The sequence below is a fragment of the Mesorhizobium sp. M0019 genome (assembly GCF_040323975.1).
Lineage (GTDB): Bacteria > Pseudomonadota > Alphaproteobacteria > Rhizobiales > Rhizobiaceae > Mesorhizobium.
Genome location: NZ_JAMYVK010000008.1, coordinates 1 through 23988, shown reverse-complemented (window position 1 = coordinate 23988; position 23988 = coordinate 1). Strand labels below are relative to the sequence as shown.

The following is a 23988-nucleotide window of genomic DNA, read 5'->3' as shown; positions in this document are numbered from 1 at the left end:
GTTAGCTTCTCGTTAATCCGGTGGGCGCATGATTTCAGGCAGTCGGATCGGCTTTCCTCCTCCCAAGCCCGGTTCGGATCAGGGGCGGTCGCCAATGACCGCCCTTTTTGTGAGCACAGGCTTTGCGCCGGCTTGCCATGGTTCCCGTCATTTGCGATGCCTCGTCCCTTTCAGGGAGTACAGCCATGACCGACTCTAAAACCGCCATCGTAACCGGCGCCGGCACGGGCATCGGCAAAAGCGTCGCCACGGCGCTGCTCAAGGCCGGCTGGAACACGGTCTTCTGCGGTCGCCGCAAGCCGGTGCTGGAGGATGCGATCGCCGCGGCCGGGCCGACGCAGGCCAAGGCATTGGCCTTCGCCTGCGACATCAGCAAGGCCGATCAGGTCGACGATCTGTTCGAGACGGTGGCTGCGGCTTTCGGGCGCGTCGACCTGCTCTTCAACAATGCCGGCACGAGCTACAAATCGACGTTGATCGACGACATCCCGGTCGACGTGTGGAACGACATCGTCGGGGTCAATCTCACCGGCTCGTTCCTGTGTGCTCGCGCCGCGTTCGGCGCCATGCGCAGGCAGCAGCCGATGGGCGGCCGCATCATCAACAACGGCTCGGTATCGGCCTATGCGCCACGGCCGGGCTCGGTGCCCTATACGGCGACCAAGCACGCCATCACCGGGCTGACCAAGACGCTGGCGCTGGACGGCAGGCCCTACGACATTGCTTGCGGCCAGATCGACATCGGCAACGCGCTGACCGACATGGCGCAAGCGATGACGGTCGGCGTGCCGCAAGCCAACGGCACCATTGCCGCCGAAGCGGTGATGGATGTCGAGCGCGTCGCCGATGCCGTCCTCCATATGGCCAGCCTGCCGCTCGACGCGAACGTCCTGTTCATGACCGTGATGGCGACGAAGATGCCATTTGTCGGGCGAGGCTAAATTAGTCTCAACCCGGTCTAAATCAGGGCCGGGTGACCGGAAGCGGCACGCCGGGTAAATATAGCGAAATCGGGCGGATTTCGTAGACGGCGGTCGGATTGACGCGGCGAAGGTCGCGCGCAATGTCGATGGCGGCGTCACGGTTGGCGCAGTCGACGACATAGAGCCCCAGCAATTGTTCCTTGGTCTCGGCGAAGGGGCCGTCGATAACCATTCCGGTGCCTGGCCCGCGCAAGGTGCAGGCGTCTTGTGTCGCGCCGAGCCGGGCCGCCGGCCCAAGGGTGCCTTGCTGGTAGAGCCGATCGTTGATCTGGAGAAGATCGGTCATCAGCGCCGCATCCTGCTCAGGCGTCAGTGCCGTAATCGCTTCTTCCTCGTGATAGGCAAGAATGGCATAGAACATCTGGCTTCTCCTTTCGCCGTCCTCACTTCGCCAGGAACGCCTCGATCCGCTCCAGCGCGCGCAGGATGTTCTCCTCGGAATTGGCGTAGGACAGCCTGACATAGCCTTCGCCGAGAATGCCGAAATCGGGGCCGCCGATCAGCGCCACGCCGGCATCCTCGAGCAGCGCCGAGGCGAGCTTCTTGGCCTTCCAGCCGGTCTTGGAAACATTGGGGAAGGCATAGAAGGCGCCTTTCGGCGTAATGCAGGAAACGCCGGGCAAGGCATTCAACCCCTCGACCACGACCTTCCTGCGGCGGTCGAAGGCGCGCATCATCTTGTCGACATCGTCCTGCGGGCCGTCGATGGCGGCAATGCCGGCATACTGGCTCGGCGCGTTGACGCAGGACCAGCAATTGACCGCCAGCTTGCGCACCTTGTCGTAGAGATGCGCGCCCTTGTCGCCATTCGGCCAGATCGACCAGCCCATGCGCCAGCCGGTCATCGCCCAGGTCTTCGACCAGCCGTTGAGCACGATCAGCCGGTCGCGGATTTCGGGGAAGGCGAGCAGCGAGCAGTGCGTCTCGCCGTCATAGGTCATCACGTCGTAGATCTCGTCGGAGAGGATGGCGACGTCCGGGTGCGCTTCCAGCCCCTTGACCAGCTTCTCAATCTCGGCGCGCGGCGTGACGCCGCCGGTCGGATTGGCCGGCGAGTTGAGAATCAGCAGCCTGGTCTTCGGCGTGATCAGCGCCAAGGTCTCCGCAGCCGAAAAGGCAAAGCCGTTCTCCTCGCGCATCGGCACCGGGATGGGGGCAGCACCGGTGAACTCGATCATCGAGCGGTAGATCGGAAAGCCGGGATCGGGATAGAGAATTTCGGCGCCCGGCTCGCCGAACATCAGGATGGCCGCGAACATGGTCGGCTTGCCGCCGGGCAGGATCATCACCGCTTCGGGCGAGACTTCGACGCCGGTAGTGGCCAGCGTGCGGCGGACCACCGCTTCGCGCGTCGCCAGCAGGCCGTTGGCCGGCGTATAGCCGTGATGGCCGTCGCGCAGCGCCTTGATCGCGGCCTCGACGATGTGCTGCGGCGTCTTGAAGTCGGGCTGGCCGATGCCGAGATTGACAATGTCGCGGCCCTGGTGGGCAAGTGCCGTGGCACGCGCCAGCACTGCGAACGCATTTTCCTCGCCGAGGCGGTCGAAGGCCGAAATCGTGTGGAGCATTTTTCCTGTCCGTGTGGTTCTTTCAGCGAGCGTGCGTTTTTGTGAGCGTCCGCCCGCAAAAGTCAAACGGATTGGAGTTTTCGGTGTCGGAAAATCTCAAGAATTGGCAACCGCGCCCGCGGCCCGAACGCAAGGTGCTGGAGGGGCGAACTGTCAGGCTGGAGCCGCTCAACGCCGAAAAGCACGGCGACGGCCTGTTTGAGGCCTCGTCGGTGGCCGATGTCGACGGCCGCTTTGCCTGGCTGCCAGACTACCCGCCGGAGAGCCGCGCCGCCTTCCAGCCATGGCTGGACAAGGCGGAAGCCAGCGAAGACCCGCTGTTCTTCACGGTCATCGACAAGGCCAGCGGCAAGGTCGCCGGGCGCCAGACGCTGATGCGCATCGACGCCACCTACGGCGTCATTGAGATCGGCAACATCTATTGGGGCCCGCTGATCTCGCGTAAGCCGGCCGCGACGGAAGCGCAGTTCCTGTTCATGAAGTATGTCTTCGACGAGCTTGGCTATCGCCGCTACGAATGGAAATGCAACAATCGCAACGAGCCGTCGAAGCGCGCGGCGGAACGTTTCGGCTTCAAGTTCGAGGGCATTTTCCGTCAGCATCTTGTGGTCAAGGGCGAAAACCGCGATACCGCGTGGTATTCGATCATCGACAGGGAATGGCCTGATCTGCGCAGAGCCTATGAGGCGTGGCTCGATCCGGCTAATTTCGACAGCGATGGCCAGCAGAAGCGGCGGCTCGAGGATTTCCGCGCCGAGTTCGGCGCCTGACCATGCTCCCGAAAAGTGGTATCCGGTTTTTCGGGTAAGATCATGGTCAAATAGAAAGATAGAGCCTCCATCCCGAGTCTGCCGGGATGGATCAGGCTCTAGCAGGGGCTATAGATGGCGCATACCCACGACCACGCTTCGCAGGTCCACGACCACAGCCATCGCGCAGGTCATGTGCACGGCTCGACCGACAAGAAGCGCGTGCTGATCGCTGCCTGCCTGACCGCCGGCTTCATGGTCGTCGAAGCGCTTGGCGGTCTCTTGACGGGATCGCTGGCGCTGCTGGCGGATGCCGGCCACATGCTTGCCGATTGCGTCGCGCTCGGCCTTGCCTGGTATGCCTTTCACCTTGCGAGCCGGCCGGCGACCGTGCGCCTCACCTACGGTTTCGGCCGGGTCAAGACGCTGGTCGCCTACACCAACGGCATCGCCATCTTCGCCATCGCGCTGTGGATCGTCTACGAGGCTTGGGGCCGCTTGCAAGCGCCGGCTCCGGTGCTCGGCGGGCCGATGCTGGTCGTCGCGATCGCCGGCCTGCTGGTCAATCTCGGCTCGTTCTACGTGCTGCATGGCGGCGACCGCGGCAGCCTGAACATGCGCGGCGCCATCCTGCACGTGCTCGGCGACCTGCTAGGCTCGGCCGCGGCGATCGTGGCGGCGCTGGTGATCCTGGCGACGGGCTGGACGCCCATCGATCCGATCCTGTCGGTGCTTGTCGCGCTGCTGATCCTGTCCACGGCCTGGTCGCTGATGCGCGAGGCCGCCCACGTCCTGCTCGAAGGCGTGCCGGCAAGCCTCGACCGCGACCTGATCGCCAGGGACATCGAAGGCTCGATCAAGGGCGTGCGCGAGGTGCATCACATGCATGTCTGGTCGATCGACGGTTCCAGCAACATGGCGACGTTGCATGCCTGCCTCAATGACGGCGTCGACGCGCATATGGCGGTCAGCGCGATCAAGAAGCGGCTTGCGGCGGAACATGGCATAGCCCATGCCACGGTCGAACCGGAATTCGGCCGATGTGCCGACAGCCATGAGCATGATGACGAGCACGATCATGCGCATGATACGGCACCGCACCGCGGCCATTATCACTGACTTCGGGAGTTCTGGGCATTGGCAACGATTGACATGAACTCTCGCCACCCTGGCGCCGCGTGATGGACCGCGACACCCGCAATGCGGCGATCGGCGCCGCCTGGGTTTTGCTGCTGTTCGGCATCGCAGCCTATTATCTTCCAACAGTGATGCTGGCGGTCGGCAAGGTCTCGACGGTGCTTGCCGGCGTCGTCGCGGCGATCTTCATGGTGGCAATCTTCGTCGTGTTCTGGCTGCGTAGCCGCAGCCAGCGCAAAAAGGGAAAGTGACATGCGCATTCTGATTACCGGCGCGGCAGGCATGGTCGGCCACAAGCTCATCGCCAGGTTGGCCAAGGACGGGACGCTCGGCGGCCGCAAGATCGCCGCGCTCGACCTTCACGACATCGTGCCGCCGCAGGCGCCGGTCCTCGACAGCGTCGGCATTAGCGTCCACACCGGCGACCTTGCAGCGCCGGGCGCGACGGCAAATCTGGTCGCGCCGCGCCCCGACGTGATCTTCCATCTCGCCGGCGTGGTGTCGGGCGAGGCGGAGGCCAATTTCGATCTCGGCTATCGCGTCAATCTCGACGGCACAAGGGCGCTGTTCGATGCCATCCGCTTGGCGGCCTATACGCCGCGCGTCGTCTTCACCTCGTCGATCGCCGTGTTCGGCGCACCGTTTCCCGACATCATTCCGGACGAGTTCCACCCGACGCCGCTGACCTCCTACGGCACGCAGAAGCTGATCGGCGAGGCGCTGCTTGCCGACTATACGCGCCGCGGTTTCTTCGACGGCATCGGCATTAGGCTGCCGACCATCTGCGTCAGGCCGGGAAAGCCGAACAAGGCGGCCTCAGGGTTCTTCTCCGGTATCATCCGCGAGCCGCTGAGCGGCCATGAAGCGATCCTGCCGGTGCCGCGCTCGGTCGTCCACACACACGCCAGCCCGCGTTCGGCGGTGAATTTCCTGATCCATGCGGCTCAGATCGACGGCAGTGCCGTCGGCCCGCGCCGCAACCTGACGATGCCGGGCGTCGCCGTCACCGTCGGCGAACAGATCGAAGCGCTGGAACGTGTCGCCGGCGCCAAGGCGGTGAAACTGATCCGCGAGGAGCCCGACGAGACGATCTGGGCGATCGTCAAGGGCTGGCCGACGCGCTTCGAGGCGCGGCGCTCGAGGGAGCTTGGCTTTGCGGCGGAGACGAGTTTTGATGAGATTATACGCGTCCATATGGAGGACGAGTTGGGCGGCAATATCCCTAGTTAAAGCGCCCCGATCGGACGCAACGAGGTCAGGCGCCAGTCAGGCTGGCCGAGAGCAGCAGCAGGCCGAACAGGAAGACGAAGGCGGCGCCGCCGATCTCGACGAAGGAATGGATGCGGTTGCCCATGCGGCCGTCGCCGGCGAAATACACCGCCCAGTTCTTCGCGGTCACCGCAAGCGTCGCCAGGGCCGAGACGGTGATTGCGGTGCCGAGCGCCATGGCCAGCACCGAAAGGATGCCGCCGAACCACAGCCCGTTCAGCAAGGCGAAGCTCAGCACGATCAGCGCGCCGGAACAGGGGCGGATACCGACGGCAGCCACCGCCGACCAGGCCGTGCGCCAATCGAAGCGATCACCGGAAAGCAGCGCCGGGTCGGGGGCATGCGAGTGTCCGCAGGTCTCGCAGACCTCGCCCGCCGCATGGCTGTGGTGATCGTGCGCAGCATGGGCGTGGTCGTGTGCGCCGTGGTCATGATGGTCATGCGCATGGTCGTGATCGTCATGTGCATGAAGCGCGTGGGAATGTGCCGCATGGGCATGCGCGGAATGCGCATGGCCGGCATGTGAATGGCCGGCATGGGCGGCCGAGAGGCTGTAGCCGGGATTTGCGCCGAACAGGCGAAGCATGGCCGGGCCGGCCTTGCGCCACAGCAGCCAGGCGCCGAACAGAGTGACGAAGACATAGCTCATGATTTCGAGGAACCATGCGGCGTCTGTCATCGAGACAGCAGTGCCGCGCAGCAAGAAATAGGCGACCAGCATCACCACGATCGCGGTAAGCGCCTGCAGCAGGGCCGAGACGAAGGACAGCATGATGCCGCGCCGGAGCGCCACTTCATTGGCCACCATGTAGGAAGAGATCACCGCCTTGCCGTGACCGGGGCCGGCGGCGTGGAAAATGCCATAGGCAAAGGACAGGCCGATGAGCAGCCACAACTTGCTACCGTCCTGGCGCATCGCCTTCATCGCGCCGGCAAGCGCATGATAGAATTCCTGCTGGCGCAGATTGATCCACATCAGGATGTGGGCGAACGGGCCGGTGGCGGTTGGAGCCATGCCGTCATTGGTGCCGATGCCGAGCGAACTCTGGGCGTGGGCGGAGCCGAGGAAGTGCGTCATCACAAAGGCGACGGCCAGAAGGCCGATGGCCAAACGCAGGGACGGTTTGGTCACTGGATCTATCCTTCCGGCTGACAGGTCAGTTCGAGCTTGGTGGCGAAGATCTTGCTCATGTCGGTGCCCGTCGGATCATTGAAGAAGGCATCGGTCAGGGTCTTCTGGTTCTCGGCGATCGCCTCGTCCGGGTTTGGGCGGACAACCTTGCTGGTGCAGGTCGGCGGCAACCCATCGACCTGCAGATTAGCATCCTCGGTGAAATCGATCGCGGTGTAGAAGGTCGGGTCGTAGACGCCGATATCTATCTTGCCGCTCAGTTTGATCGGCACCTTCGGTTCAGATTCAAACAGGATGATCAACTGATCATTGTCGAAATTGGCCATCAAATGCGGCGGCGGGGTCATTGCCACGTCCTTGCCGTCGACAGTGACGAGCTGGAAGTAATTGAACTCGGCAAGCGAGGCATGGACGGTGTCGGCAACATCCTTCAACTCCTTGTCATCGAGTTTCAGGTCGGAATTCTTGTCGAACTCCATCATAACCGTGCTCGAAAACAGATCGTCGAAGCGCCAGAGATGGCGCAATGCCTTCACGGTTTGGTGATCCGGGCCGAGGACCACTTCGAGGCGGGCTTCGGCGAAGACGTGGGGATGCACCTCAGCCGGCCCGACGGCCGCAAACGTCGCGGTCAAGGCCGAGGCCAGCATGATGGCTTGCTGTTTCAGGTGCATTCTCGGTCGCGATTCAATCGGCTTCGGTGAATTGCCGACAGTTACCAGAAAGGGGGCGAAAATGGGACCGCAGGGCGGCTGAAAGCTCATGCGTTGTCCAGCGCCTTGAACCACTGCACCAGGAAATCGACAAAGACCCGAACTTTTGCAGGCAGATAGCGCCGGTGCGGATAGACGGCGAAGATGCCGCCGCCGGGCAGTATGCGGTCATCCAGCGCAGTCACCAGCTTGCCGCTTTCGATGTCGGGCGCGGCGATGAAATCCGGCAGGATGGAAAATCCCAATCCAGCCACGGCGGCCGCCCTTGCCGCCATCGGGCTGTTGACCTCGATCGGGCCAGAGACCGAAACACTCACCGTATCGGCACCGTCGCCCTTGAACGGCCAATTGGTAAGCCAGCGCCCATTGGTGTCGATGATGCAGGGCACGCGGGCAAGGTCTTGCGCCCTGACCGGCATGCCGTGCTTGGCGATCAGTTCGGGAGACGCGCAAAGCCGTACCGAAAATGGCGCCAGGCGCCTGGCGATCAACGAGGAACTTTCCAGCCGCGAAATGCGCACCGCCAGATCGAAGCCCTCCTCGACCAGATCGACGAAACGGTCGTCGAGATGAATGTCGAGGACGATGTCGGGATGCTGCTTGGCGAAGTCGATCAGCGATTGGCCGATCGGCGCGTCGGCGAAAGTACGCGGCGCCGACAGCTTGATCCTGCCGCGCACGTCGCCGGAGGATTCGCGCACCGCATCGGCAAGGCTGTCGACCTCGCGCACGATCTCCGAGGCGCGCCGATAATAGGTGTGGCCGGCCTCGGTCAGGGAAAACTGCCTGGTGGTGCGGTTGAGCAGCAGCGCGCCGAGCTCGTCCTCCAATTCGCGCACATATTTCGACAATAGCGCCTTCGAGCGGCCGATCTTGCGCGCCGCCGCCGAAAATCCTTCGGCCTCGACCACGTCGATGAAGGCGCGCATGCGGGTCAGCGTATCCATGTCATGCGCCTCCTTGGTGGGCCGAAAGGATGCGGGCGGCCAGCGCAATCAGCTGCCGGTCGCGGTTCTTCGGGCCGAGCAGCGAAAGACCGAACGGCGCCCCGTCGACCTTGCCGAGCGGCAGCGTGATTTGCGGAAAACCGGACAGGCCGGAAAGGCAGAGCAGTCTCAGCGCCCGCTCGCGATAGGTCTGCAAATCGTCGAATGACGCGGCCTTGAGCGGCGCGGCACCAGGAGCGGTCGGAAGCACAAGAACGCCGTCGTCGCCAAGCAGGCCGGCCAGTTCGAGGCGAAACGAAACGCGACGTTCCGTTTCACGTTGCGCGGTTGCCGCGTCGACGGTCGCGCCGTGCTCGAAACGCTCCTTGACACCGGGTCCCAGCATGCGGTCGCCGCCGGCGATCCAGGCGCCGTGACTTTGCCAGGCTTCATAGCCTTGCAGCTTGCGGAAGCACCAATAGAGATCGTCGGTCGAATGAGACAGCGGCCCGACGCTGCGCGGTGCGCCCAGCACCGAAGCGACACTGCGGAGCATGGCGCGATATTCGTCGGCCTCGTGCGGGCCGAGCACGAGGCCGTCCAGCGCAGCGAGAGTGACGGGGCGTCTCAGTTCGTGGGAATGCGGATCGTCGCCGAGCAGCACCGTGCCGACCTTTTCGTAGATGACGATGTCGCTTGCGAACCAGCCGAACGTGTCCAGCGAAGGCGCCAGCGGCATGGCGCCGTCGAGCGGGATGCGGCCATGCGTCGTCCTGAGGCCGATCAGGCCGCAGAAGCTTGCCGGCGCTCGGATCGAGCCGCCGGTGTCCGATCCGGTGGCAATGTCGGCCAGCCCGCCGGCGACTGCCGCGGCAGAACCGGAGGACGAGCCGCCGGTGACGCGGTCGGGTGCTGCCGGGTTGACGGGCGACGGGAAATGCGCGTTCAGCCCGAGCAGGGAAAACGCGAGTTCGTCGGTCTGCGTCTTGCCGACGAAGCGGGCGCCCGAATCAAGCAGCGCCTGGACGGCCGGCGCGGTCGCCATGGCCGGTGAAGCGTCCCGGTATTTCTGTGGATTGCCGCAGCCGGTGCGGTAGCCGGCGACGTCGAAGATGTCCTTTACGGCAAGCCGCAAGCCGGCAAGCGGGCCGGATTTCGCATTGGCTACAGGGGTTTGATCAAGGTCGAGAAAAGCGTTCAGCGGGCCGCGAGTGCCTGTCATGCGTTCGATATCCGGATGTGCTTGCCGCAGCATTTTTCTTCTGGTTGCCGCAGCATTGTTCGATGCCACAAATTTTACAATCTGCCATACGATTTTTATTGATTGTGAAATCTTTCGATCTTATATCGCGCTTGCCCAAAGTCGCACGTGCCTGTGGGTGTCCGCCGATCCTCGAATGGTGAGGGTAATCGGTAAGGTAACTGGAGCCAACCCCTCCAGTCGGTTTAGCGGCCAACCGCCAACCGAGGACACCTTGAAGCAACGACGGTGCGGGCCTTTCTGGTGTTCTGCCGGTCGTCCAAAGACCGGGGTTACTGAAGAGGCACACCTTCATTGCCGGCAGTGCGGACGGGTCTCCCATCCAAGCCAAGGCAGACAAAGCGAACCGAGGCCGGGCAAGGCCAAGGTTCACCGCCGCGAGACGGCGCTTCATGGTTCCGGGGTCTCCACCGGCTGGTTCCATGGATTTCCGTCCCGCCTTTGTCCACCGCGTGTTCGCGAGGCCGAGAGCCCGCGTCCGCAAGCCTTTGTGCGCGCCGAAAGGCGCTGATGGAGAGACCCCGATGGCTACCCAGCGCATCCTTGACTTTCTCGCCACCCGACGTCCGAACGGCCCGTGCCTCGTCGTCGACCTCGATGTCGTGCGCGACAATTTCCGCGCCTTCGAGAAGGCGCTTCCCGATTCCAAGATCTACTATGCGGTGAAAGCAAATCCGGCGCCGGAAATCCTGCGCCTGCTTGCTGCGATGGGCTCGTCCTTCGACACCGCTTCCGTTGCCGAAGTCGAGATGGCGATGGACGCCGGTGCGCCGGCGGACCGCATCTCCTTCGGCAACACCATCAAGAAGGAGCGTGACATCCAGCGCGCCTACCAGCTCGGCATCAAGCTGTTTGCGGTGGACTGCGTCGAGGAAGTCGAGAAGATCGCCCGCGTCGCTCCCGGCGCCCGCGTGTTCTGCCGCGTCCTGACAGACGGCGAGGGCGCCGAATGGCCGCTGTCGCGCAAGTTCGGCTGTGTGCCGGCGATGGCGGTCGACGTGCTGCGCCATGCCAAGGCGCTCGGGCTCGACGCTTATGGCGTGTCGTTCCATGTCGGCTCGCAGCAGACCGACCTGACCGCCTGGGACCGCGCGCTGGCCGACGCCAAGAAGGTGTTCGCGACGCTGGCCGACGAAGGCATCGTGCTGAAGATGGTCAATATGGGCGGCGGCTTCCCGACCCGCTATCTCAGGGATGTGCCGGTGGCGCAGGCCTACGGCCAGGCGATCTTCTCGGCGCTCAGGAAGCATTTCGGCAACGCGATCCCCGAGACGATCATCGAGCCGGGCCGCGGCATGGTCGGCAATGCCGGCGTCATCAAGTCGGAAGTCGTGCTGATCTCGAAGAAAGCCGACAACGACAATGTGCGCTGGGTGTTCCTCGACATCGGCAAGTTCGGCGGTCTTGCCGAGACGATGGACGAGGCGATCCGCTATCCGATCGTCACCGCGCATGACGGCAGCGAGACCGCGCCTTGCGTGCTCGCCGGCCCGACCTGCGATTCGGCCGACGTGATGTATGAAAAGACGCCGTACCCGCTGCCCCTGTCGCTGACCATCGGCGACGAGGTGCTGATCGAGGGCACCGGCGCCTACACGACGACCTACGCCTCGGTCGCCTTCAACGGCTTCGAGCCTCTCCGATCCTACGTGATCTGACGGTTCGAAAGAACCGATCAGATCATCCGGAGATGGGCGCCTGTCGCCCGCCCGGGCTCGCCTGTGGAACAATCCGCTCGTGAAGGATCGCGGAAATGGACATTGTAGATTTCGTTGTTGAAGGCGCCGCAGGAATCTCCCCCCTTGAGGGGGAGATGTCGCCAAAGGCGACAGAGGGGGTCGCCGCGCGTGAAGCGCCGGCCTCCCACGGTCCAAGAGAGGTCGCAGCAGCCGAACCGACCCCCTCTGGCCGCTTCGCGGCCGTCTCCCCCTCGAGGGGGGAGATTGCTGGCGCCTTTGTCATCACTGCAGAAACCGCCGCCGACGTCCCGGCGCGCGAGGCTTTGCTCGATCGCGCGATGGGGCCGAAGCGCCGGAAGAAGTCGTCGGAAAAGCTGCGGCGCGGCCGCCGGCCTGCGGAGGGCCTGGCCTTTGTCGCGCGCGATGCGTCGGGCACTGTTGCCGGCACGGTGCGGCTGTGGGACGTGGTCCTGGGCGAGGGCGGCACGGCAGCGCTGCTGCTCGGCCCGCTTGCGGTCGACCCGGCGCTGAAAAATGCCGGCATCGGCTCGGCGCTGATGCGCCATGCGGTCACTGAGGCCGAGCGGCTTGGCCATGCGGCGATCCTGCTGGTCGGCGACGCGCCCTATTACGAGCGCTTCGGGTTTTCGGCCGCAAAGACCGGCTCGCTGGCCATGCCGGGGCCTTACGAGCGGCACCGCCTGCTGGCGCGGGAACTGGTTGTCGGCGCGCTCGACGGCGCGCAAGGCACGCTGAAGGCGGCCGGGCGCAAGCTGAAGGCGCAGCGGCTGCCGCTCGCTGCCTGATGGTTCGAAGCAAGCCGCCCGCCATCGTGCGGCGGCTTGTTTCACCTCAAGCGATCAGCCGATCAACTGGCTGAGCGCCATGGCGACGCTCATGTCGCCTTCGACCTTTATCTTGCCGGACATGAAGGCCATGGTCGGGTTGAGGTCGCCTGATATCAGCGAGTCCAGATCGTCGAGCGACAGCTTTATGGTGCAATCGGCCGGCGCATCGGTGGTCGAGACATCGGCGCCGTCGATGACGATGACGCCGTCGCTGCCGGTGTCGAATTTCACCGAGCGATCGAACCCGGCACTCGCCACGCGCGACCTGATCTTGTCGGCAATCTCCTGAACGCTCATGGCGGTTCTCCTCGTCTCGTTGCGTTTGTCGCGCCTTGGCGCGTCCACCTGGCCGAAGTCGCATGGCTGGTTTTACAGCCACGGTCGCTGGCGCATATAGCTTTGGGTTGACGTTTACGTCAACGCGGTTCCCCGAGCTGAGGATGGGCTTTATCGCCGCAGCATCACGCGGGCATGACACCTCGGCGGCCTGCATGTTGCCATGCGATGTTGCCGAGGGTATCAGGCACCCACGAATATCGGCGAGCCACCCCGGTGCTTTCCAGAAACGAACCGCCCAGAAACGAACCGCAAGTCTATGCCCGCCGGTTGCGCGCGGTGCTGATCAGATCGATCCCGCTGCTCGAGGCGCGCGGTATTGCCGTCGTCATTCTGGCTGCCCTGGTCGGGGTGATGGCGGGTGCGCTGGTCACCGGCATGAGCGGACTGGTGCAGGTCCTGCATGGGCTTATGTTCGGCGTTCAGCCCGGCGGTCGGCTTTCGGCGATGTTTTCGCTGCAAAGGCCGGAGCAGGCGCTGATACCGGCGATCGGCGGCATCCTGCTCGGGCTGACGGTGATCTGGCTGAGAAAGCGGAAGTTCCGCACGCCGGTCGATCCGATCGAAGCCAACGCGCTGTACGGCGGCCACATGTCGCTGACCGACACCTTCATCATCGCCGGGCAGACGATGATCTCGAGCGGCTTCGGCGCTTCGGTCGGGCTCGAGGCCGGCTATACGCAGGTGGGTTCGGGCCTGGCGTCGCGGCTGGCGCGCTTGTTCAGGCTGCGCCGCAACGATGTCCGCATCCTGGTCGGCTGCGGTGCCGCCGGCGCGATCGCCGCCGCCTTCGACGCGCCGCTGACCGGCGCCTTCTACGGTTTCGAGCTGGTCATCGGCATCTACTCGGTCACCAATGTCGCGCCGGTAATGGCCGCCGCGATCTCGGCCTCGCTGACCGCAGAGGTGTTCGGCGGCGTGCCGTTTCCGCTGGAGCTCGCCGGTCTGCCGCAGCTCACCGTCAGCCAGTATTTGCCGTTCATGCTGCTCGGGCTTCTGGGCGGCGGTGCTTCCATCGCCATCATGCATCTGGTGAGCCTGATCGAGCGCCTCTTTGCCCGGCTGTCGATCGACGCCTCGCTGCGCCCCGCCATCGGCGGCGTGATGGTCGGGCTGCTGGGGCTGGTCACGCCGCAAGTCCTGTCCAGCGGCCATGGCGCGGTGCACCGCGAATTCGCGATGAATTACGGGCTGGCCGTGGTGGCCAGCGTCTTCGTGCTGAAGCTGGCGGCCTCGGCGATCTCGCTCGGCTCCGGCTTCCGCGGCGGCTTGTTCTTTGCCTCGCTGTTTCTCGGCGCGCTGCTCGGCAAGATGTTTGCCGGCGCGATGGCATTCGTCTCGCCGGCGACCGGCATCGACCCTGCCGTCGCCGCCGTCGTCGGCATGACCTCGCTCGCCGTCGGCGTCGTCGGCGGCCCGTTGACGATGACCTTCCTGGCGCTGGAATCGACCCGCGACCTGACGCTGACCGGCGTGGTGCTGGCTGCCTCGCTCATGGCGGCGATCCTGGTGCGCGAAACGTTCGGCTATTCCTTCTCGACATGGCGCTTTCACCTGCGCGGCGAAACGATCCGCAGCGCGCATGATGTCGGCTGGATGCGGAGCCTGACTGTCGGCTCGATGATGCGAAAGGATGTCCGCACCATCGACGCCTCGACGACGCTTGCGGAATTCCGCAAGCAGGTGCCGCTCGGTGCCTCGCAGCGCGTCATCGCGGTTGACGCCGACCTGCATTATGTCGGCGTGCTGATCGTCGCCGAATTGCACAGCCATTTGTCGGATGACGAGATGCCGGTGCTGTCCTTCGCCAAATTCAGGGATGCGGTGCTGGTGCCGAGCATGAACGTGCAATCGGCGGCCGAGACCTTCCAGCGCGCCGGCGCCGAGGAATTGGCGGTGGTCGAGGATTTCACCGATCGCAAGGTGGTCGGTCTGCTGACCGAAGGCCACCTGATGCGGCGCTATGCCGAAGAACTCGACAAGGCGCGGCGCGATCTGTCGGGCGAGGGGTAGCCGCGTCCTTTCGCGATAGCGATGCGACAAACATGTCGGCTGCTGCGTAAGGAGGGCTCACGTCAACGGCCCGCTAATCGCCGGCTCCGAAATCTGATTGCGCGGACTGTCTTCTTCCTTGTGGAAGAGTGTCTTGAAGAAAAGAGCGTCGGGAACCGCCTTGATTAGTTTTGCGATCACGGCGGTCGCGAGCACGGCAAACGCTAGGCGACCGAGAAGCACGCTGGTAACATCAGCGCCAAGTGTGACAACGACCAACGTATCCTCAATGAGGCTGTGGGCAAAACCCATGAACACGCAGGCAAGGAATATCTGACGCGGCTCCGCGCTAGGCGTGCGCGCCTCGCGGATCAGCAGTCCTGCGCCATAGGAAATCCCGAGAAACAGGCCAACAGCGGCGAAAGGTACCGTCTGCTTTTCGATGCCGGCGAGCCGAAAGAGCGGTGCAAGCCCTCTGTTCATCCACTCCAAAATGCCCGACATCTTGAGAAGCTCGATCACCCAGCTCAGCGCAAGCAGAACAACGAGCATGATGCCCAGGGTTTTGAGCGTACCCAGGAGAAAGCCGCCCCAGTCGGTGCTTTCATTCGTCGGCATCCACGCCGGCTTCACCGGTCCTGACAGCCATCCGGTCACGGCGAATATCTGATGCAGAAGGACAGCAAAGACCAAACCCCCGCCAATACGAAGCGCCGCGGTGACCAGGAAGCTCGGCCCAGCCCTCTGAATGATCCGTTGCTCGATCGGAATGGCATGTGCAAACAGCAAGAGAGCCGAAAGAACCGTCATGTCGGCAGTGCTGAGCGCCGAAACCGGAACCAAGGTGAATACGATCACAAGCGCGCCCCAGATCCCGACCAGCAATCCCGTCAGCCAGGCAAAGGCGAGTTCAGGTGGCAACCCCACCTGCAACATGAGCGGGGAGAAGAACGGAGAAATCGCCTGGATGACGCCAAGGTCCTGCAGCAGCCGCGTGGCAATCGCAACCGGAACGATGACGCGAACCAGTTCCCAATAGATTTCAAGCGTCTCCAATGTCTTGCGATAGAAGGCGGCGCAAATTGCCATCATGCTGCTCCATCATCCCTGGAGCCATCTGAGTAGCGTGAGACGCTTCGCATTTGTGGTCAAAGTTTGCGATTCCGTGCAATAAAATTGCAACGCACCGACGATGAGCGCGACCGACATGGACAAGATCGACAGAAGGCTTCTCAACCTGCTCCAGGATGATGCCTCGCGAACTAACGCCAAACTGGCGGGGTTAGTCGGGCTTTCCCCTTCGAGCTGCCTGCGCCGCATACGACGACTGAAGAAGAGCGGTGTCATCAACCGCGTTGTCGCGCTTCTCGCACCGGCAAAGGCTGGCCGGGGCTTGAAGGCGATCGTCGCCGTCGAACTGGAGCGTCATGGCGAGCAGTTTATGCGGGACTTTCTCGAGTTGGCCGCTCAGGAACCGGCCGTCACTCAGGCCTACAGTGTGAGCGGCGAAACCGATGCCGTCCTCATGCTCCGCCTGACGGATATGGAAGAGTTCGATGCGCTGTGCGAGCGACTGTTCCGAGACCGAAGCAACGTCGCGCGATACCACACGATGTTCGTGATCCGAACGGCCAAGGAAGTGACCGCAATTCCACTGTAGTGTTCGGGTTGCGATAGACCTGCTGGGCCGTGAATTCAGCGGCCCGGCGGAGAAACTCTACGAACATTTCTATATGCCGAAAGGGGGTAGTGAAGGCAGCTTGGAGGCAACGCCTCGCGCACGCGAGGACAATCGCCAGCGCCGAATGTCGGAATTGGGCGCCAGCTCGGCGCATTTCGTGGCGCCTTTCCTCACGCCCAGGCTTGAAGCTGTCCTTGTTGACTCGAGGAGTATTTGCATGCGTGGTCATTGCTTATGTGGCGCTATTGCCTTTGAAGTCGATGGCCCGGCACAGGCCTGCGTGGTCTGTCATTGTGAAAGTTGTCGGCGGCAATGTTCTGCGCCGATGACCCCTTATATTGGCGTCTTGAACGGCCAATGGCGATGGCTGGGCAAGCTACCGAAGGTATTCAACTCTTCTCCCGGTGTGGAAAGAACATTTTGCGATCACTGTGGTACGCCGCTGTCCTTCCGCTCAAAAAACATGTCTGATGTCATGCATTTTTTTGCGGCAGCGATGGAGGAGCCAGAAAAATTTGCACCTACGCTGCATGTCGCTTTTGAGGAGAAGCTCCCTTGGTTGAAACTCGCCGACAACCTGCCGACTCGTTTTGGGCTTGACTATACGAAAGACTAGGATCTGCTCGCATCGAGACAAACGGTGGAAGCTGCGGACAGCATCCGGAAGCGAGATGATGCCTCCGTCCGTTCAAACGGCGGTCGAACATTATCGATCGCGGCTGCTCTCGACCTGCTTGAGCGGCAGCAGGTAGGCGATGATCTGCTGATCGCCGAGTGCTGGATCAAAGCCAATAATGTCGGATGCGAAAAGGTCGTGGGCGGGGCGTCTCTCGAAGCCAAGGCTTTCATACAACTTGTATGCAGACGTCATGGACGAGGCAGTGTGAAGCGCAAGGCCGCCTGAGCCCTGCAGACGCGCTTGCATGACGCACCATTCGCAGAGCGCGCGGCCATATCCGCGGCCCTGTGCCGAGGGAACAACCGCGAGAGTCCTGAGGCCTGCCAGCCCGGGCGGCCAGCCCATGCCGTCAAAGACGGCATCGGCATAGTAGGTGACCGTCCCGACGAGGCGTCCCTCGGCTTCGAGCACCGCGACGCTGGCTTTCGCCCATCGCCCCGCGACATCCCGCGCATCCTTGACGTAGGGCTCGAAGATGTGCGGTGCCAGAACGGGCCGTAACGATGCGAAAGCCTCTGAGACGAGCAACCCAATTCCATCCAGTTCCTGATGGCTTGCCAGGCGGACGCGTGGCTTGGATGCGATCTGCATGCATGTCCTCACTGCTCCAGTAATTGTATGTAGGGCTCCCTCCGGCTGGCTGGACTTCGCCCGGCTTCGGCCGTCGGCCGCATCCCGCAGCGCGATTCACCCGGAGAGGTTCGCCTGCCACAATAATGACCGGCAGCAAGATTCCAATGGACCTTAGCCGTCGAGCCGCGACGACGATGCGCGATATCCACCCTCGATGGCCGTCATACCCGGCCATGATCGATCCGACGACCTGATCGCCCTCTATCGCCACCAAAAGCAGGTTCGGCTGATGCCTCAGCTTCTGGCGAAGCGGGAGCGATCGTAGTTGCGCGACATCTCGAGCCCAGACTATCCGGCTCTATAGTGGAGCGTTACGGCGACCCAGCAGCAGAGCGATGCCCAACGCCGGAAGCGTCGCCGTCGCGACGGCGAAGAAGACGAATTGCAGCCCGGCCGACCCAGCGACCAAGCCGAGCGCCGGACTGCCGAAGCCGAGCGCCACGTCGAGGAAGACGGTGTAGAGTCCCATGGCCAGGCCGCGGCTGCGTGGTGGAAGATGGCTTACGGCCTCGGCACCGAAACCGGGATAGACCAGCGAGTAGCCGAGGCCAGTCAGGCCCGCTCCGATGGCGGCGAGAACGGGCCCGGGCGCAAGCCAGATCAGCATCAGCCCTGCCGCCTCGACCGCCACGAAGATCACGGCGACGCGCGCGCCCCTTAACCTGTCAGGCAGGTGGCCGAAGCACAGCCTTGCCGCGATCAGCGACGCGGCATAAGTGGTGAAGGGAAGCCAGACCGGCTGCCAGCCGCGTTCGGCAAAGAGCAGCGCGCCAAAGGACAGGATTGCGCCATAGCCAAGGCTGCTGAAAGCAGCTCCGACGCCGGGAAGCCAGACCGCTTGCGCCACGCTCGTCCATGACTGTCGCGCGGCGCTCGCGGCGAGGCTGGTGCCACGCATAGGCAGGATGGCAAGCAGCGTCGCAAGCGGCAGGCCGACCGTCGCGAGTGCGATCGCGGCGAAGCCGCTCGCCGCGTAAAGCGCAGATCCGATCGGCGCGCCTAGCGCGAGTGCTGCGAACATCGCCGTGCCCACCCAGGCTATGACCTTTCCGGAGTTCTGTCCGCCCGCAAGGGAGAGGCCCCAGGCGACGCCGCCTGTGATGATGAAGCTCTCAGACGCGCCCAGTACCGCCCGGCCGGCGAAGAGCGCCGATGCGGACGCTACCGGCCGGTCGAGCAATGCCAGCGAGCCGAGGTAAATGAACCCCGCCAGGGCAGCGGCAATGAGGCCGACGACGACGGCCCGCTTGCCGCCGCGCCCATCGGCATAATTTCCGGCTCCAATGCGCGACAGCATCGAGGCAACGAACTGGCTGCCCGTCACCAGCCCGACTGCGAAGGGGCCGAAGCCGAGCTGCTGGTGAAGATGCAGCGGCAGGACGGGTAGCGCCAAGCCGATCAGGAGGAAGCCGGCGAAGACAGCCGCCATGATTGGCACCAGTTCCGCCATCGCGCCATTTCGGTCAGAAGTCCGCGCCATTGTGGCCACCGATAACACGTTGACAGCCGGGCTGTTCCGATCAGTAACGTTCGTAGGTCACGCGCCAGCCTTCGGCCGGATTGTCCGGCGTCAGGACCAGTTTGTTGTCCGAGACTTCGAATTTGCGTTTCATGCTCTTCCCGACAAGGTTGCGGACCAGGGAGGACTCGATCGTGATGACGAAGGTCTTGTCCTGGTCGTTGATGGCGACCGGCCCGTAATAGGCTTCGTAGCCATTCGCCGTGTAAGGCGTGTCCGGCGCCTTAGCGTCGGGGTTCTGGGCCTGCACCGAGAGGGTGCCGGCCTCGGTGAAGATGACCTGGCCGGAATATGGCACGGGCTTGAGGTTTCCCTCGGCACCGGCCTCGAGCGACCTCATGCGCCATGCGCCGATGATCGGGGACTCTTGGGAGAAAGCCGGCGTGGCGACCGAAAGCGCAAGCGCAAGGGCAGCGATCTTCAATCTCATCGTCATATGTCGTTGTCCTTTTTCTGGTTTGTGGGTGCGGACAGGCCGTCCGCCCAATCTTCGCTTACACCGAAAGCATGACCTTGATGGCGCGCCGCTCGTCCATGGCGCGGTAGCCTTCAGCGACCTCGGCCAACGGCAGCTTGAGGTCGAAGACCTTGCCGGGCTTGATCCTGCCCTTGAGCACACGGTCCATGAGGTCGGGCAGGAAGCGGCGCACCGGCGCGGGGCCGCCCAGCATGCGCTTCTGGCCGAAGAAGAGATTCTGGCCATCGAAGCTCACGCCATGCGGCACGCCGACATAGCCGATGGTGCCGCCGGGGCGAGAGCAGGCCAGCGCCTGGTCGAAGGATTCCGCCGTGCCAACGCATTCCAGCACCGAGTCCGCGCCGACGTCCTTAGTGAGCCCTTTGATCCGGGCCACACCTTCCTCGCCGCGCTCAGCGACGATGTCGGTCGCGCCGAATTCGCGGGCGAGTTTTTGGCGGCTGGCGTGCCGGCTCATGGCGATGATGCGCTCAGCGCCCATCTCCTTGGCCGCGAGGACGCCCATCAGGCCGACCGCACCGTCGCCGACCACCACCACCGTCGATCCTTCTCGGACCTCGGCTGCGTCGGCCGCATACCAGCCGGTGCCGAGCACATCGGACACAGCCAGCAGGTCAGGGATGAGTTCGGCCGGCGGCACCTCGGCGGTGGCGACCAGTGTGCCATCCGCCAACGGCACGCGGGCGTAAGGCGCCTGCGCGCCCGACATGAACTCGCGCTGCACACAGGACGACTGGAAGCCGAAGCGGCAATGCGGGCAGGTATTGTCGGAGAGGCAGAACGAGCCGACGACGAACTGGCCGGGACGGACCGTGCCCACCTCTGCGCCGACCTCGACGACGATGCCACAATATTCGTGGCCCATATGCATCGGGCCGTTGACCGGCTGCAGCCCGCGATAGGGCCACAGGTCCGAGCCGCAGATGCAGCTCGCCGAGAGCTTGATGATAGCATCCGTCGGGCGAAGGATCCTTGGGTCTTCGACTTCCTCGCAGCGGATGTCGCCGGGCTTATGAAGAACGGTTGCGAGCATTTTGCTTTCCTTTCGTTCAATCGATGTCAGGCGCCGTAGTCGGCGTCGCTGACGTGTTCCAGCCAGTCCACCACCTTGCCGTCTTTGACCTCCTGGAGGGCAATGTGGATCATGGCCGTCTCGGGTGAGGCACCGTGCCAATGCTTCTCGCCGGGTGCGAACCAGACAACGTCACCGAGACGGATCTCCTCGACCGGCCCGCCCTCGCTCTGAACGAGGCCGAGGCCGGAGACGACGATCAACGTCTGTCCAAGCGGATGCGTGTGCCAGGCGGTGCGGGCGCCCGGCTCGAACGTCACCTGCGCGCCCTGCACGCGCGCGGCGTCGAACGGGTTGAACAGCGGATCGATGCGGACCGTGCCGGTGAACCAGTCGGAAGGCCCCTCGCCAGACGGCCTGGTGCCTGCGCGAAGAATATCCATGGTGATCTCCTGTCAGATGCGTTCGATGCGAAGCGGGAACTTGCCGCTTACGTGTAGGGCCTCTTCGCCCGCGTCGAAGCGGCCGAGCCTGATCAGCCCGGGATGGCGGTAGTCGGCGTAGAACATGGCCAGATTGCCCCAGGGCATGAAGTAGCAAAGGTCGTATGGCCGCTCGTTGCCGAAGGGGCCGCTGCCCTCCTCCGTCAGCTTGCGCGGCAGATAGGCAATCTTCTCGTTATGCGCGTAGTCGTCGATGGTGAGATCGAGCGGCAGCATGGTGAAGAAGTCGCGCGCCGACGGATTGTCGTAGAGCGTGGCGGTCATGGTCCGGCCATTGAAAATCATCTTGATCCTCATGTCGGTGGGCTCCTGGCTGCCTGGGTTGCTGCCCTGCTGGCTGCGGGCGGCCCGCGGCAGGACCGTTGCCGCGAGCGCGCCGCCGAGCAACGCGCGGCGGCTGAGGTCCGGACGGTCGATCGTCATGGCTGCCGTCATGGCTGCGACCTCCGGGCCAAATGCGATGCTGCAAAGGCGGCGAGCGCCGATCCACAGAGCAGCACCGCGCCGAAAGTGAACGCTCCCCACCAGCCGACCGTATCGAAGAGCGTGCCGCCGATCGCGGCGCCGCCTGTAATGGCGAGCTGGATGACGGCTACCTGCAACCCGCCGCCGGCCTCCGCGTCGTCCGGCAACGTGCGGCAGAGCCACGTGCCCCAGCCAACGGGCGCGGCCGTGCCGAAGAAGCCCCAGGCAACGAGCAGCGGCGCTGTAGGAATCGGCAGCGTACCGAAGGCGATGAGCGCTACGGCCAACGCGGCCATGACCAGCGGGATGACGATGAGGATGCTAAACAGGCGCGTGCGCAAAAGCCGGCCTATGCAGAGGGTGCCGAGCACCCCGGCCAGCCCCATCGCCAGCAGGATCGCCGAGAGAGCAGCGATGTCGAGCTGAGTGACGCTCTCGAGGAAGGGCCGCAGATAGGTGAAGAGCGCGAACTGGCCCATGAACAGCATCATGATCGACGCCATGCCGGTGGCGACAGGAAGACGGCCGAGGAGCGCCAGCGGATTGCCTGGACGCTTCCTCCGGCGCGGGGGCAGCGCCGGCAGGCTTGTCCACTGCCAGACCAGCGCCAGGAGCCCAAGCGGCACGACGAGGAAGAAAGCGCCGCGCCAGCCGACATAGGCGCCAAGAAAACTGCCCAGCGGCGCGGCGATGGTGGCCGCAATGGCATTGCCAGCGTTTAGCATGGCGAGACCCTTCGGAACCATGTCTTGCGGCACGAGGCGCATGACGATCGCGGTCGACATCGACCAGAACCCGCCGATCGCGATGCCGAGCAGCGCCCGGCCGACCATGAGGAACGCGTAGTTCGGCGCGAAGGTGACAGCGAGCCCGGACACGATCAGGAGAAGGGTGGCCGGTCACGACCAGTCGGCGGTCGATCCGGCGCGTGAGGCCGGTGACCAGCAGGCTGGTCACGACGGCGAAAGCGCCCGAAATCGAGATCGCCTGTCCCACGCGGCCCGCGGTGATGCCGAGATCGGCCGCGAGCGGCGACAGCAGGCTGACCGGCATGAATTCCGACGCGATGAGCACGGAAACACACAGCGCCATCGACAGCACCGCGCCCCATGCGGCGCGGTCTTCGACAAGCCTTGTGTCGTAGGTCGTTTCCATAATTGGCATCCTTGCAAGGCGACGGGGGTGGATCAGCCGCCCATCCCCGTCACCATGCTGGAAGATATTGCAGAGGAACCCATTCTATTAGACTGAGTAATTCGCATGGACTTATCTGCTTATGATATAAATGTTAGACGGGAGGTGCCCTATGCAGCGCGATGGGATGAAGGATCTGCTCTGGTTCGTGGCGGTCACCCGGGAGCGCAGCTTCACCAAGGCGGCGGCCAAGCTCGGAACCTCGCAGTCGACTCTGAGCTCGACAATCAAGGAGCTTGAAGCTCGTCTTGGCGTCCGCCTGCTGACGCGTACGACGCGGAGCGTCGCTCCGACCGAGGCCGGCGAGCGACTTTTCCAATCTCTTGTTCCCCGCTTCGAGGAAATCGAAGCGGACCTTGCAAGTCTGGTGGCCTTTCGCGACAAGCCCTCCGGAACGGTCCGCATCACGCTGTCCGACCATGCGCTCCAGACGACCGTCTGGCCGAAGTTGCAGCCCTTGCTCAGCGACTATCCTGACGTGTGCGTCGAACTCTACAGCGACAACGGCATGAAGAACATTGTGGAGGAGCGCTTCGACGCAGGCGTGCGGCTTGGTGAGAGCATCGACAGGGATATGATCGCAGTGCGCATCGGGCCGGATTGGAGGCTCGTGGCCGTGGCTTCGCCGGAGTACTTTTCCCGCCATCCGGTTCCGACCGCACCGCAGGATCTGGTCGATCATGACTGCATTAATATGCGGCAGGCGACGTTCGGCGGATTATATGCCTGGGAATTCGCCAGGGATGGCCGCGACCTTCGTGTGCGGGTGGAAGGCCAACTCACCTTCAATTCGTCCATTCCCATGATCGAGGCTGCGATAAGCGGTTTCGGGATCGCCTATGTCCCGGAAAACCTCGTCAGCCACCATATCGCCAAGGGATGCCTTAGGCTCGTGCTTGACGACTGGAGTCCGCCATTTGCGGGCTATCACCTCTACTACCCGAGCAGGCGACAGCTCTCGCCTGCGATGGCGGTAATCGTTGAGGCGCTCCGCCATCGCATCTGACCCCAAGACTGCGCCTATGGATCATGAAGCTGACATTGGGAAATGGTAGGTTCTGACCCAAGCCATTTGACTTCTACGCTGCGGGCGGCTGCTTTCGCCTCAAAGCAGACGTGTAGCTCGCTCGCCTCTATGTCTGTGATTGCTGAAGGGTTTCGGGTGCCGTCAGGCGTACGAAAGTCTCTGATGCAGGAACCCGCGGGCCGCAGGCGATTGCCTATGGGGATT

25 protein-coding genes and 1 pseudogene are annotated in these 23988 nt (G+C 63.7%); 11 read left to right on the top strand and 15 right to left on the bottom strand.

Annotated elements, in window-relative coordinates:
- Nucleotides 1-185: 185 nt before the first annotated feature.
- The gene (locus tag NKK47_RS08390; RefSeq protein WP_352576089.1) at nt 186-941 is read left to right on the top strand and encodes an SDR family oxidoreductase; all 756 of its coding nucleotides are present in this window, start codon (nt 186-188) and stop codon (nt 939-941) included.
- A 22-nt stretch (nt 942-963) separates the two neighbouring features.
- Here NKK47_RS08390 and NKK47_RS08385 read toward each other — a convergent pair whose 3' ends face one another.
- Both NKK47_RS08385 and NKK47_RS08380 read right to left on the bottom strand, forming a co-directional pair.
- Nucleotides 964-1344: a YciI family protein gene (locus NKK47_RS08385; protein ID WP_352568121.1), complete on the bottom strand. Its 381-nt coding sequence runs from the start codon at nt 1342-1344 to the stop codon at nt 964-966.
- 22 nt (nt 1345-1366) lie between these two features.
- Nucleotides 1367-2551 (bottom strand): pyridoxal phosphate-dependent aminotransferase, encoded by a 1185-nt coding sequence (locus NKK47_RS08380; RefSeq protein ID WP_352568120.1) that lies wholly within the window; start codon nt 2549-2551, stop codon nt 1367-1369.
- An 83-nt stretch (nt 2552-2634) separates the two neighbouring features.
- On the opposite strand from NKK47_RS08380, the gene NKK47_RS08375 reads away from it, so the two are divergent.
- The 4 genes from NKK47_RS08375 (at nt 2635) to denD (ending at nt 5667) form a co-directional block, all read left to right on the top strand.
- A complete protein-coding gene (locus tag NKK47_RS08375) occupies nt 2635-3321 on the top strand; it encodes a GNAT family N-acetyltransferase (protein ID WP_352568119.1) in 687 nt (228 codons plus the stop codon).
- 114 nt (nt 3322-3435) lie between these two features.
- A complete protein-coding gene (locus tag NKK47_RS08370) occupies nt 3436-4419 on the top strand; it encodes a cation diffusion facilitator family transporter (protein WP_352568118.1) in 984 nt (327 codons plus the stop codon).
- Nucleotides 4420-4481: 62 nt separating this feature from the next.
- Nucleotides 4482-4688, top strand: coding sequence for a hypothetical protein (locus tag NKK47_RS08365; RefSeq protein ID WP_352448198.1), 207 nt, complete (start codon nt 4482-4484; stop codon nt 4686-4688).
- A 1-nt stretch (nt 4689) separates the two neighbouring features.
- The gene (gene denD, locus NKK47_RS08360; RefSeq protein ID WP_352576087.1) at nt 4690-5667 is read left to right on the top strand and encodes a D-erythronate dehydrogenase; all 978 of its coding nucleotides are present in this window, start codon (nt 4690-4692) and stop codon (nt 5665-5667) included.
- A 25-nt stretch (nt 5668-5692) separates the two neighbouring features.
- On the opposite strand, the gene NKK47_RS08355 is transcribed toward denD, so the two are convergent.
- The 4 genes from NKK47_RS08355 to NKK47_RS08340 form a co-directional block, all read right to left on the bottom strand.
- Nucleotides 5693-6847, bottom strand: coding sequence for a nickel/cobalt transporter (locus NKK47_RS08355; protein WP_352576247.1), 1155 nt, complete (start codon nt 6845-6847; stop codon nt 5693-5695).
- A complete protein-coding gene (locus NKK47_RS08350) occupies nt 6844-7512 on the bottom strand; it encodes a DUF1007 family protein (protein WP_352576085.1) in 669 nt (222 codons plus the stop codon). The genes NKK47_RS08355 and NKK47_RS08350 overlap by 4 nt, the downstream gene beginning before the upstream one ends.
- Nucleotides 7513-7598: 86 nt before the next feature.
- Nucleotides 7599-8498 (bottom strand): LysR family transcriptional regulator, encoded by a 900-nt coding sequence (locus tag NKK47_RS08345; protein ID WP_352576083.1) that lies wholly within the window; start codon nt 8496-8498, stop codon nt 7599-7601.
- Nucleotide 8499: 1 nt separating this feature from the next.
- Nucleotides 8500-9699 carry an amidase gene (locus tag NKK47_RS08340; protein ID WP_352568113.1) on the bottom strand — a complete coding sequence of 400 codons (1200 nt, stop codon included), beginning with the start codon at nt 9697-9699 and terminating at the stop codon, nt 8500-8502.
- Nucleotides 9700-10262: 563 nt separating this feature from the next.
- On the opposite strand from NKK47_RS08340, the gene odc2 reads away from it, so the two are divergent.
- Both odc2 and NKK47_RS08330 read left to right on the top strand, forming a co-directional pair.
- On the top strand, nt 10263-11396 hold the full coding sequence (gene odc2, locus NKK47_RS08335; protein WP_352576081.1) for an ornithine/lysine decarboxylase: 1134 nt from the start codon (nt 10263-10265) through the stop codon (nt 11394-11396).
- Between the two features lie 284 nt (nt 11397-11680).
- Nucleotides 11681-12223 carry a GNAT family N-acetyltransferase gene (locus tag NKK47_RS08330; RefSeq protein ID WP_352576245.1) on the top strand — a complete coding sequence of 181 codons (543 nt, stop codon included), beginning with the start codon at nt 11681-11683 and terminating at the stop codon, nt 12221-12223.
- 54 nt (nt 12224-12277) lie between these two features.
- Here NKK47_RS08330 and NKK47_RS08325 read toward each other — a convergent pair whose 3' ends face one another.
- Nucleotides 12278-12562, bottom strand: coding sequence for an SCP2 sterol-binding domain-containing protein (locus NKK47_RS08325; protein WP_352524570.1), 285 nt, complete (start codon nt 12560-12562; stop codon nt 12278-12280).
- Nucleotides 12563-12880: 318 nt separating this feature from the next.
- On the opposite strand from NKK47_RS08325, the gene NKK47_RS08320 reads away from it, so the two are divergent.
- Complete coding sequence (locus NKK47_RS08320; RefSeq protein ID WP_502904982.1) at nt 12881-14614, top strand: chloride channel protein; 1734 nt, start codon at nt 12881-12883, stop codon at nt 14612-14614.
- A 57-nt stretch (nt 14615-14671) separates the two neighbouring features.
- On the opposite strand, the gene NKK47_RS08315 is transcribed toward NKK47_RS08320, so the two are convergent.
- The gene (locus NKK47_RS08315; RefSeq protein WP_352576243.1) at nt 14672-15682 is read right to left on the bottom strand and encodes a nucleoside recognition domain-containing protein; all 1011 of its coding nucleotides are present in this window, start codon (nt 15680-15682) and stop codon (nt 14672-14674) included.
- A 118-nt stretch (nt 15683-15800) separates the two neighbouring features.
- Here NKK47_RS08315 and NKK47_RS08310 point away from each other — a divergent pair, with 118 nt between their 5' ends.
- Both NKK47_RS08310 and NKK47_RS08305 read left to right on the top strand, forming a co-directional pair.
- Nucleotides 15801-16253, top strand: a complete 453-nt coding sequence (locus NKK47_RS08310) for an Lrp/AsnC family transcriptional regulator (protein WP_352576077.1) — start codon at nt 15801-15803, stop codon at nt 16251-16253.
- 238 nt (nt 16254-16491) lie between these two features.
- On the top strand, nt 16492-16890 hold the full coding sequence (locus tag NKK47_RS08305) for a GFA family protein (RefSeq protein WP_352576075.1): 399 nt from the start codon (nt 16492-16494) through the stop codon (nt 16888-16890).
- A gap of 90 nt (nt 16891-16980) precedes the next feature.
- Here NKK47_RS08305 and NKK47_RS08300 read toward each other — a convergent pair whose 3' ends face one another.
- The 7 genes and pseudogenes from NKK47_RS08300 to NKK47_RS08270 all read right to left on the bottom strand — a co-directional run bounded on the left by NKK47_RS08300 (nt 16981) and on the right by NKK47_RS08270 (nt 22718).
- Complete coding sequence (locus tag NKK47_RS08300) at nt 16981-17544, bottom strand: GNAT family N-acetyltransferase (protein WP_352576074.1); 564 nt, start codon at nt 17542-17544, stop codon at nt 16981-16983.
- 340 nt (nt 17545-17884) lie between these two features.
- Nucleotides 17885-19066, bottom strand: a complete 1182-nt coding sequence (locus NKK47_RS08295) for an arabinose transporter (RefSeq protein ID WP_352576072.1) — start codon at nt 19064-19066, stop codon at nt 17885-17887.
- A gap of 40 nt (nt 19067-19106) precedes the next feature.
- Nucleotides 19107-19541, bottom strand: coding sequence for a lipocalin-like domain-containing protein (locus NKK47_RS08290; protein ID WP_352576070.1), 435 nt, complete (start codon nt 19539-19541; stop codon nt 19107-19109).
- A 58-nt stretch (nt 19542-19599) separates the two neighbouring features.
- Nucleotides 19600-20616 carry a zinc-dependent alcohol dehydrogenase family protein gene (locus NKK47_RS08285; protein WP_352576068.1) on the bottom strand — a complete coding sequence of 339 codons (1017 nt, stop codon included), beginning with the start codon at nt 20614-20616 and terminating at the stop codon, nt 19600-19602.
- Nucleotides 20617-20642: 26 nt separating this feature from the next.
- Nucleotides 20643-21038, bottom strand: a complete 396-nt coding sequence (locus NKK47_RS08280; protein ID WP_352576066.1) for a (R)-mandelonitrile lyase — start codon at nt 21036-21038, stop codon at nt 20643-20645.
- A gap of 12 nt (nt 21039-21050) precedes the next feature.
- The gene (locus NKK47_RS08275; protein WP_502897339.1) at nt 21051-21533 is read right to left on the bottom strand and encodes a cyclophilin-like fold protein; all 483 of its coding nucleotides are present in this window, start codon (nt 21531-21533) and stop codon (nt 21051-21053) included.
- Nucleotides 21530-22718: pseudogene (locus NKK47_RS08270) on the bottom strand (MFS transporter). Before NKK47_RS08270 ends, NKK47_RS08275 begins: the two are co-directional and overlap by 4 nt.
- A 151-nt stretch (nt 22719-22869) precedes the next feature.
- Here NKK47_RS08270 and NKK47_RS08265 point away from each other — a divergent pair.
- Nucleotides 22870-23763: a LysR family transcriptional regulator gene (locus tag NKK47_RS08265; RefSeq protein WP_352576064.1), complete on the top strand. Its 894-nt coding sequence runs from the start codon at nt 22870-22872 to the stop codon at nt 23761-23763.
- Nucleotides 23764-23988 lie beyond the last annotated feature (225 nt).

Coding starts and splice junctions, on each gene's coding strand:
- NKK47_RS08265 (WP_352576064.1), top strand. CDS start 22,870: ATGCAGCGCGATGGGATGAAGGATCTGCTCTGGTTCGTGGCGGTCACC.
- NKK47_RS08280 (WP_352576066.1), bottom strand. CDS start 21,038: ATGGATATTCTTCGCGCAGGCACCAGGCCGTCTGGCGAGGGGCCTTCC.
- NKK47_RS08300 (WP_352576074.1), bottom strand. CDS start 17,544: ATGCAGATCGCATCCAAGCCACGCGTCCGCCTGGCAAGCCATCAGGAA.
- denD (WP_352576087.1), top strand. CDS start 4,690: ATGCGCATTCTGATTACCGGCGCGGCAGGCATGGTCGGCCACAAGCTC.
- NKK47_RS08305 (WP_352576075.1), top strand. CDS start 16,492: ATGCGTGGTCATTGCTTATGTGGCGCTATTGCCTTTGAAGTCGATGGC.
- NKK47_RS08350 (WP_352576085.1), bottom strand. CDS start 7,512: ATGCACCTGAAACAGCAAGCCATCATGCTGGCCTCGGCCTTGACCGCG.
- NKK47_RS08385 (WP_352568121.1), bottom strand. CDS start 1,344: ATGTTCTATGCCATTCTTGCCTATCACGAGGAAGAAGCGATTACGGCA.
- NKK47_RS08290 (WP_352576070.1), bottom strand. CDS start 19,541: ATGACGATGAGATTGAAGATCGCTGCCCTTGCGCTTGCGCTTTCGGTC.
- NKK47_RS08275 (WP_502897339.1), bottom strand. CDS start 21,533: ATGACGGCAGCCATGACGATCGACCGTCCGGACCTCAGCCGCCGCGCG.
- NKK47_RS08315 (WP_352576243.1), bottom strand. CDS start 15,682: ATGGCAATTTGCGCCGCCTTCTATCGCAAGACATTGGAGACGCTTGAA.
- NKK47_RS08380 (WP_352568120.1), bottom strand. CDS start 2,551: ATGCTCCACACGATTTCGGCCTTCGACCGCCTCGGCGAGGAAAATGCG.
- NKK47_RS08370 (WP_352568118.1), top strand. CDS start 3,436: ATGGCGCATACCCACGACCACGCTTCGCAGGTCCACGACCACAGCCAT.
- NKK47_RS08345 (WP_352576083.1), bottom strand. CDS start 8,498: ATGGATACGCTGACCCGCATGCGCGCCTTCATCGACGTGGTCGAGGCC.
- NKK47_RS08325 (WP_352524570.1), bottom strand. CDS start 12,562: ATGAGCGTTCAGGAGATTGCCGACAAGATCAGGTCGCGCGTGGCGAGT.
- odc2 (WP_352576081.1), top strand. CDS start 10,263: ATGGCTACCCAGCGCATCCTTGACTTTCTCGCCACCCGACGTCCGAAC.
- NKK47_RS08285 (WP_352576068.1), bottom strand. CDS start 20,616: ATGCTCGCAACCGTTCTTCATAAGCCCGGCGACATCCGCTGCGAGGAA.
- NKK47_RS08310 (WP_352576077.1), top strand. CDS start 15,801: ATGGACAAGATCGACAGAAGGCTTCTCAACCTGCTCCAGGATGATGCC.
- NKK47_RS08390 (WP_352576089.1), top strand. CDS start 186: ATGACCGACTCTAAAACCGCCATCGTAACCGGCGCCGGCACGGGCATC.
- NKK47_RS08340 (WP_352568113.1), bottom strand. CDS start 9,699: ATGACAGGCACTCGCGGCCCGCTGAACGCTTTTCTCGACCTTGATCAA.
- NKK47_RS08365 (WP_352448198.1), top strand. CDS start 4,482: ATGGACCGCGACACCCGCAATGCGGCGATCGGCGCCGCCTGGGTTTTG.
- NKK47_RS08295 (WP_352576072.1), bottom strand. CDS start 19,066: ATGGCGCGGACTTCTGACCGAAATGGCGCGATGGCGGAACTGGTGCCA.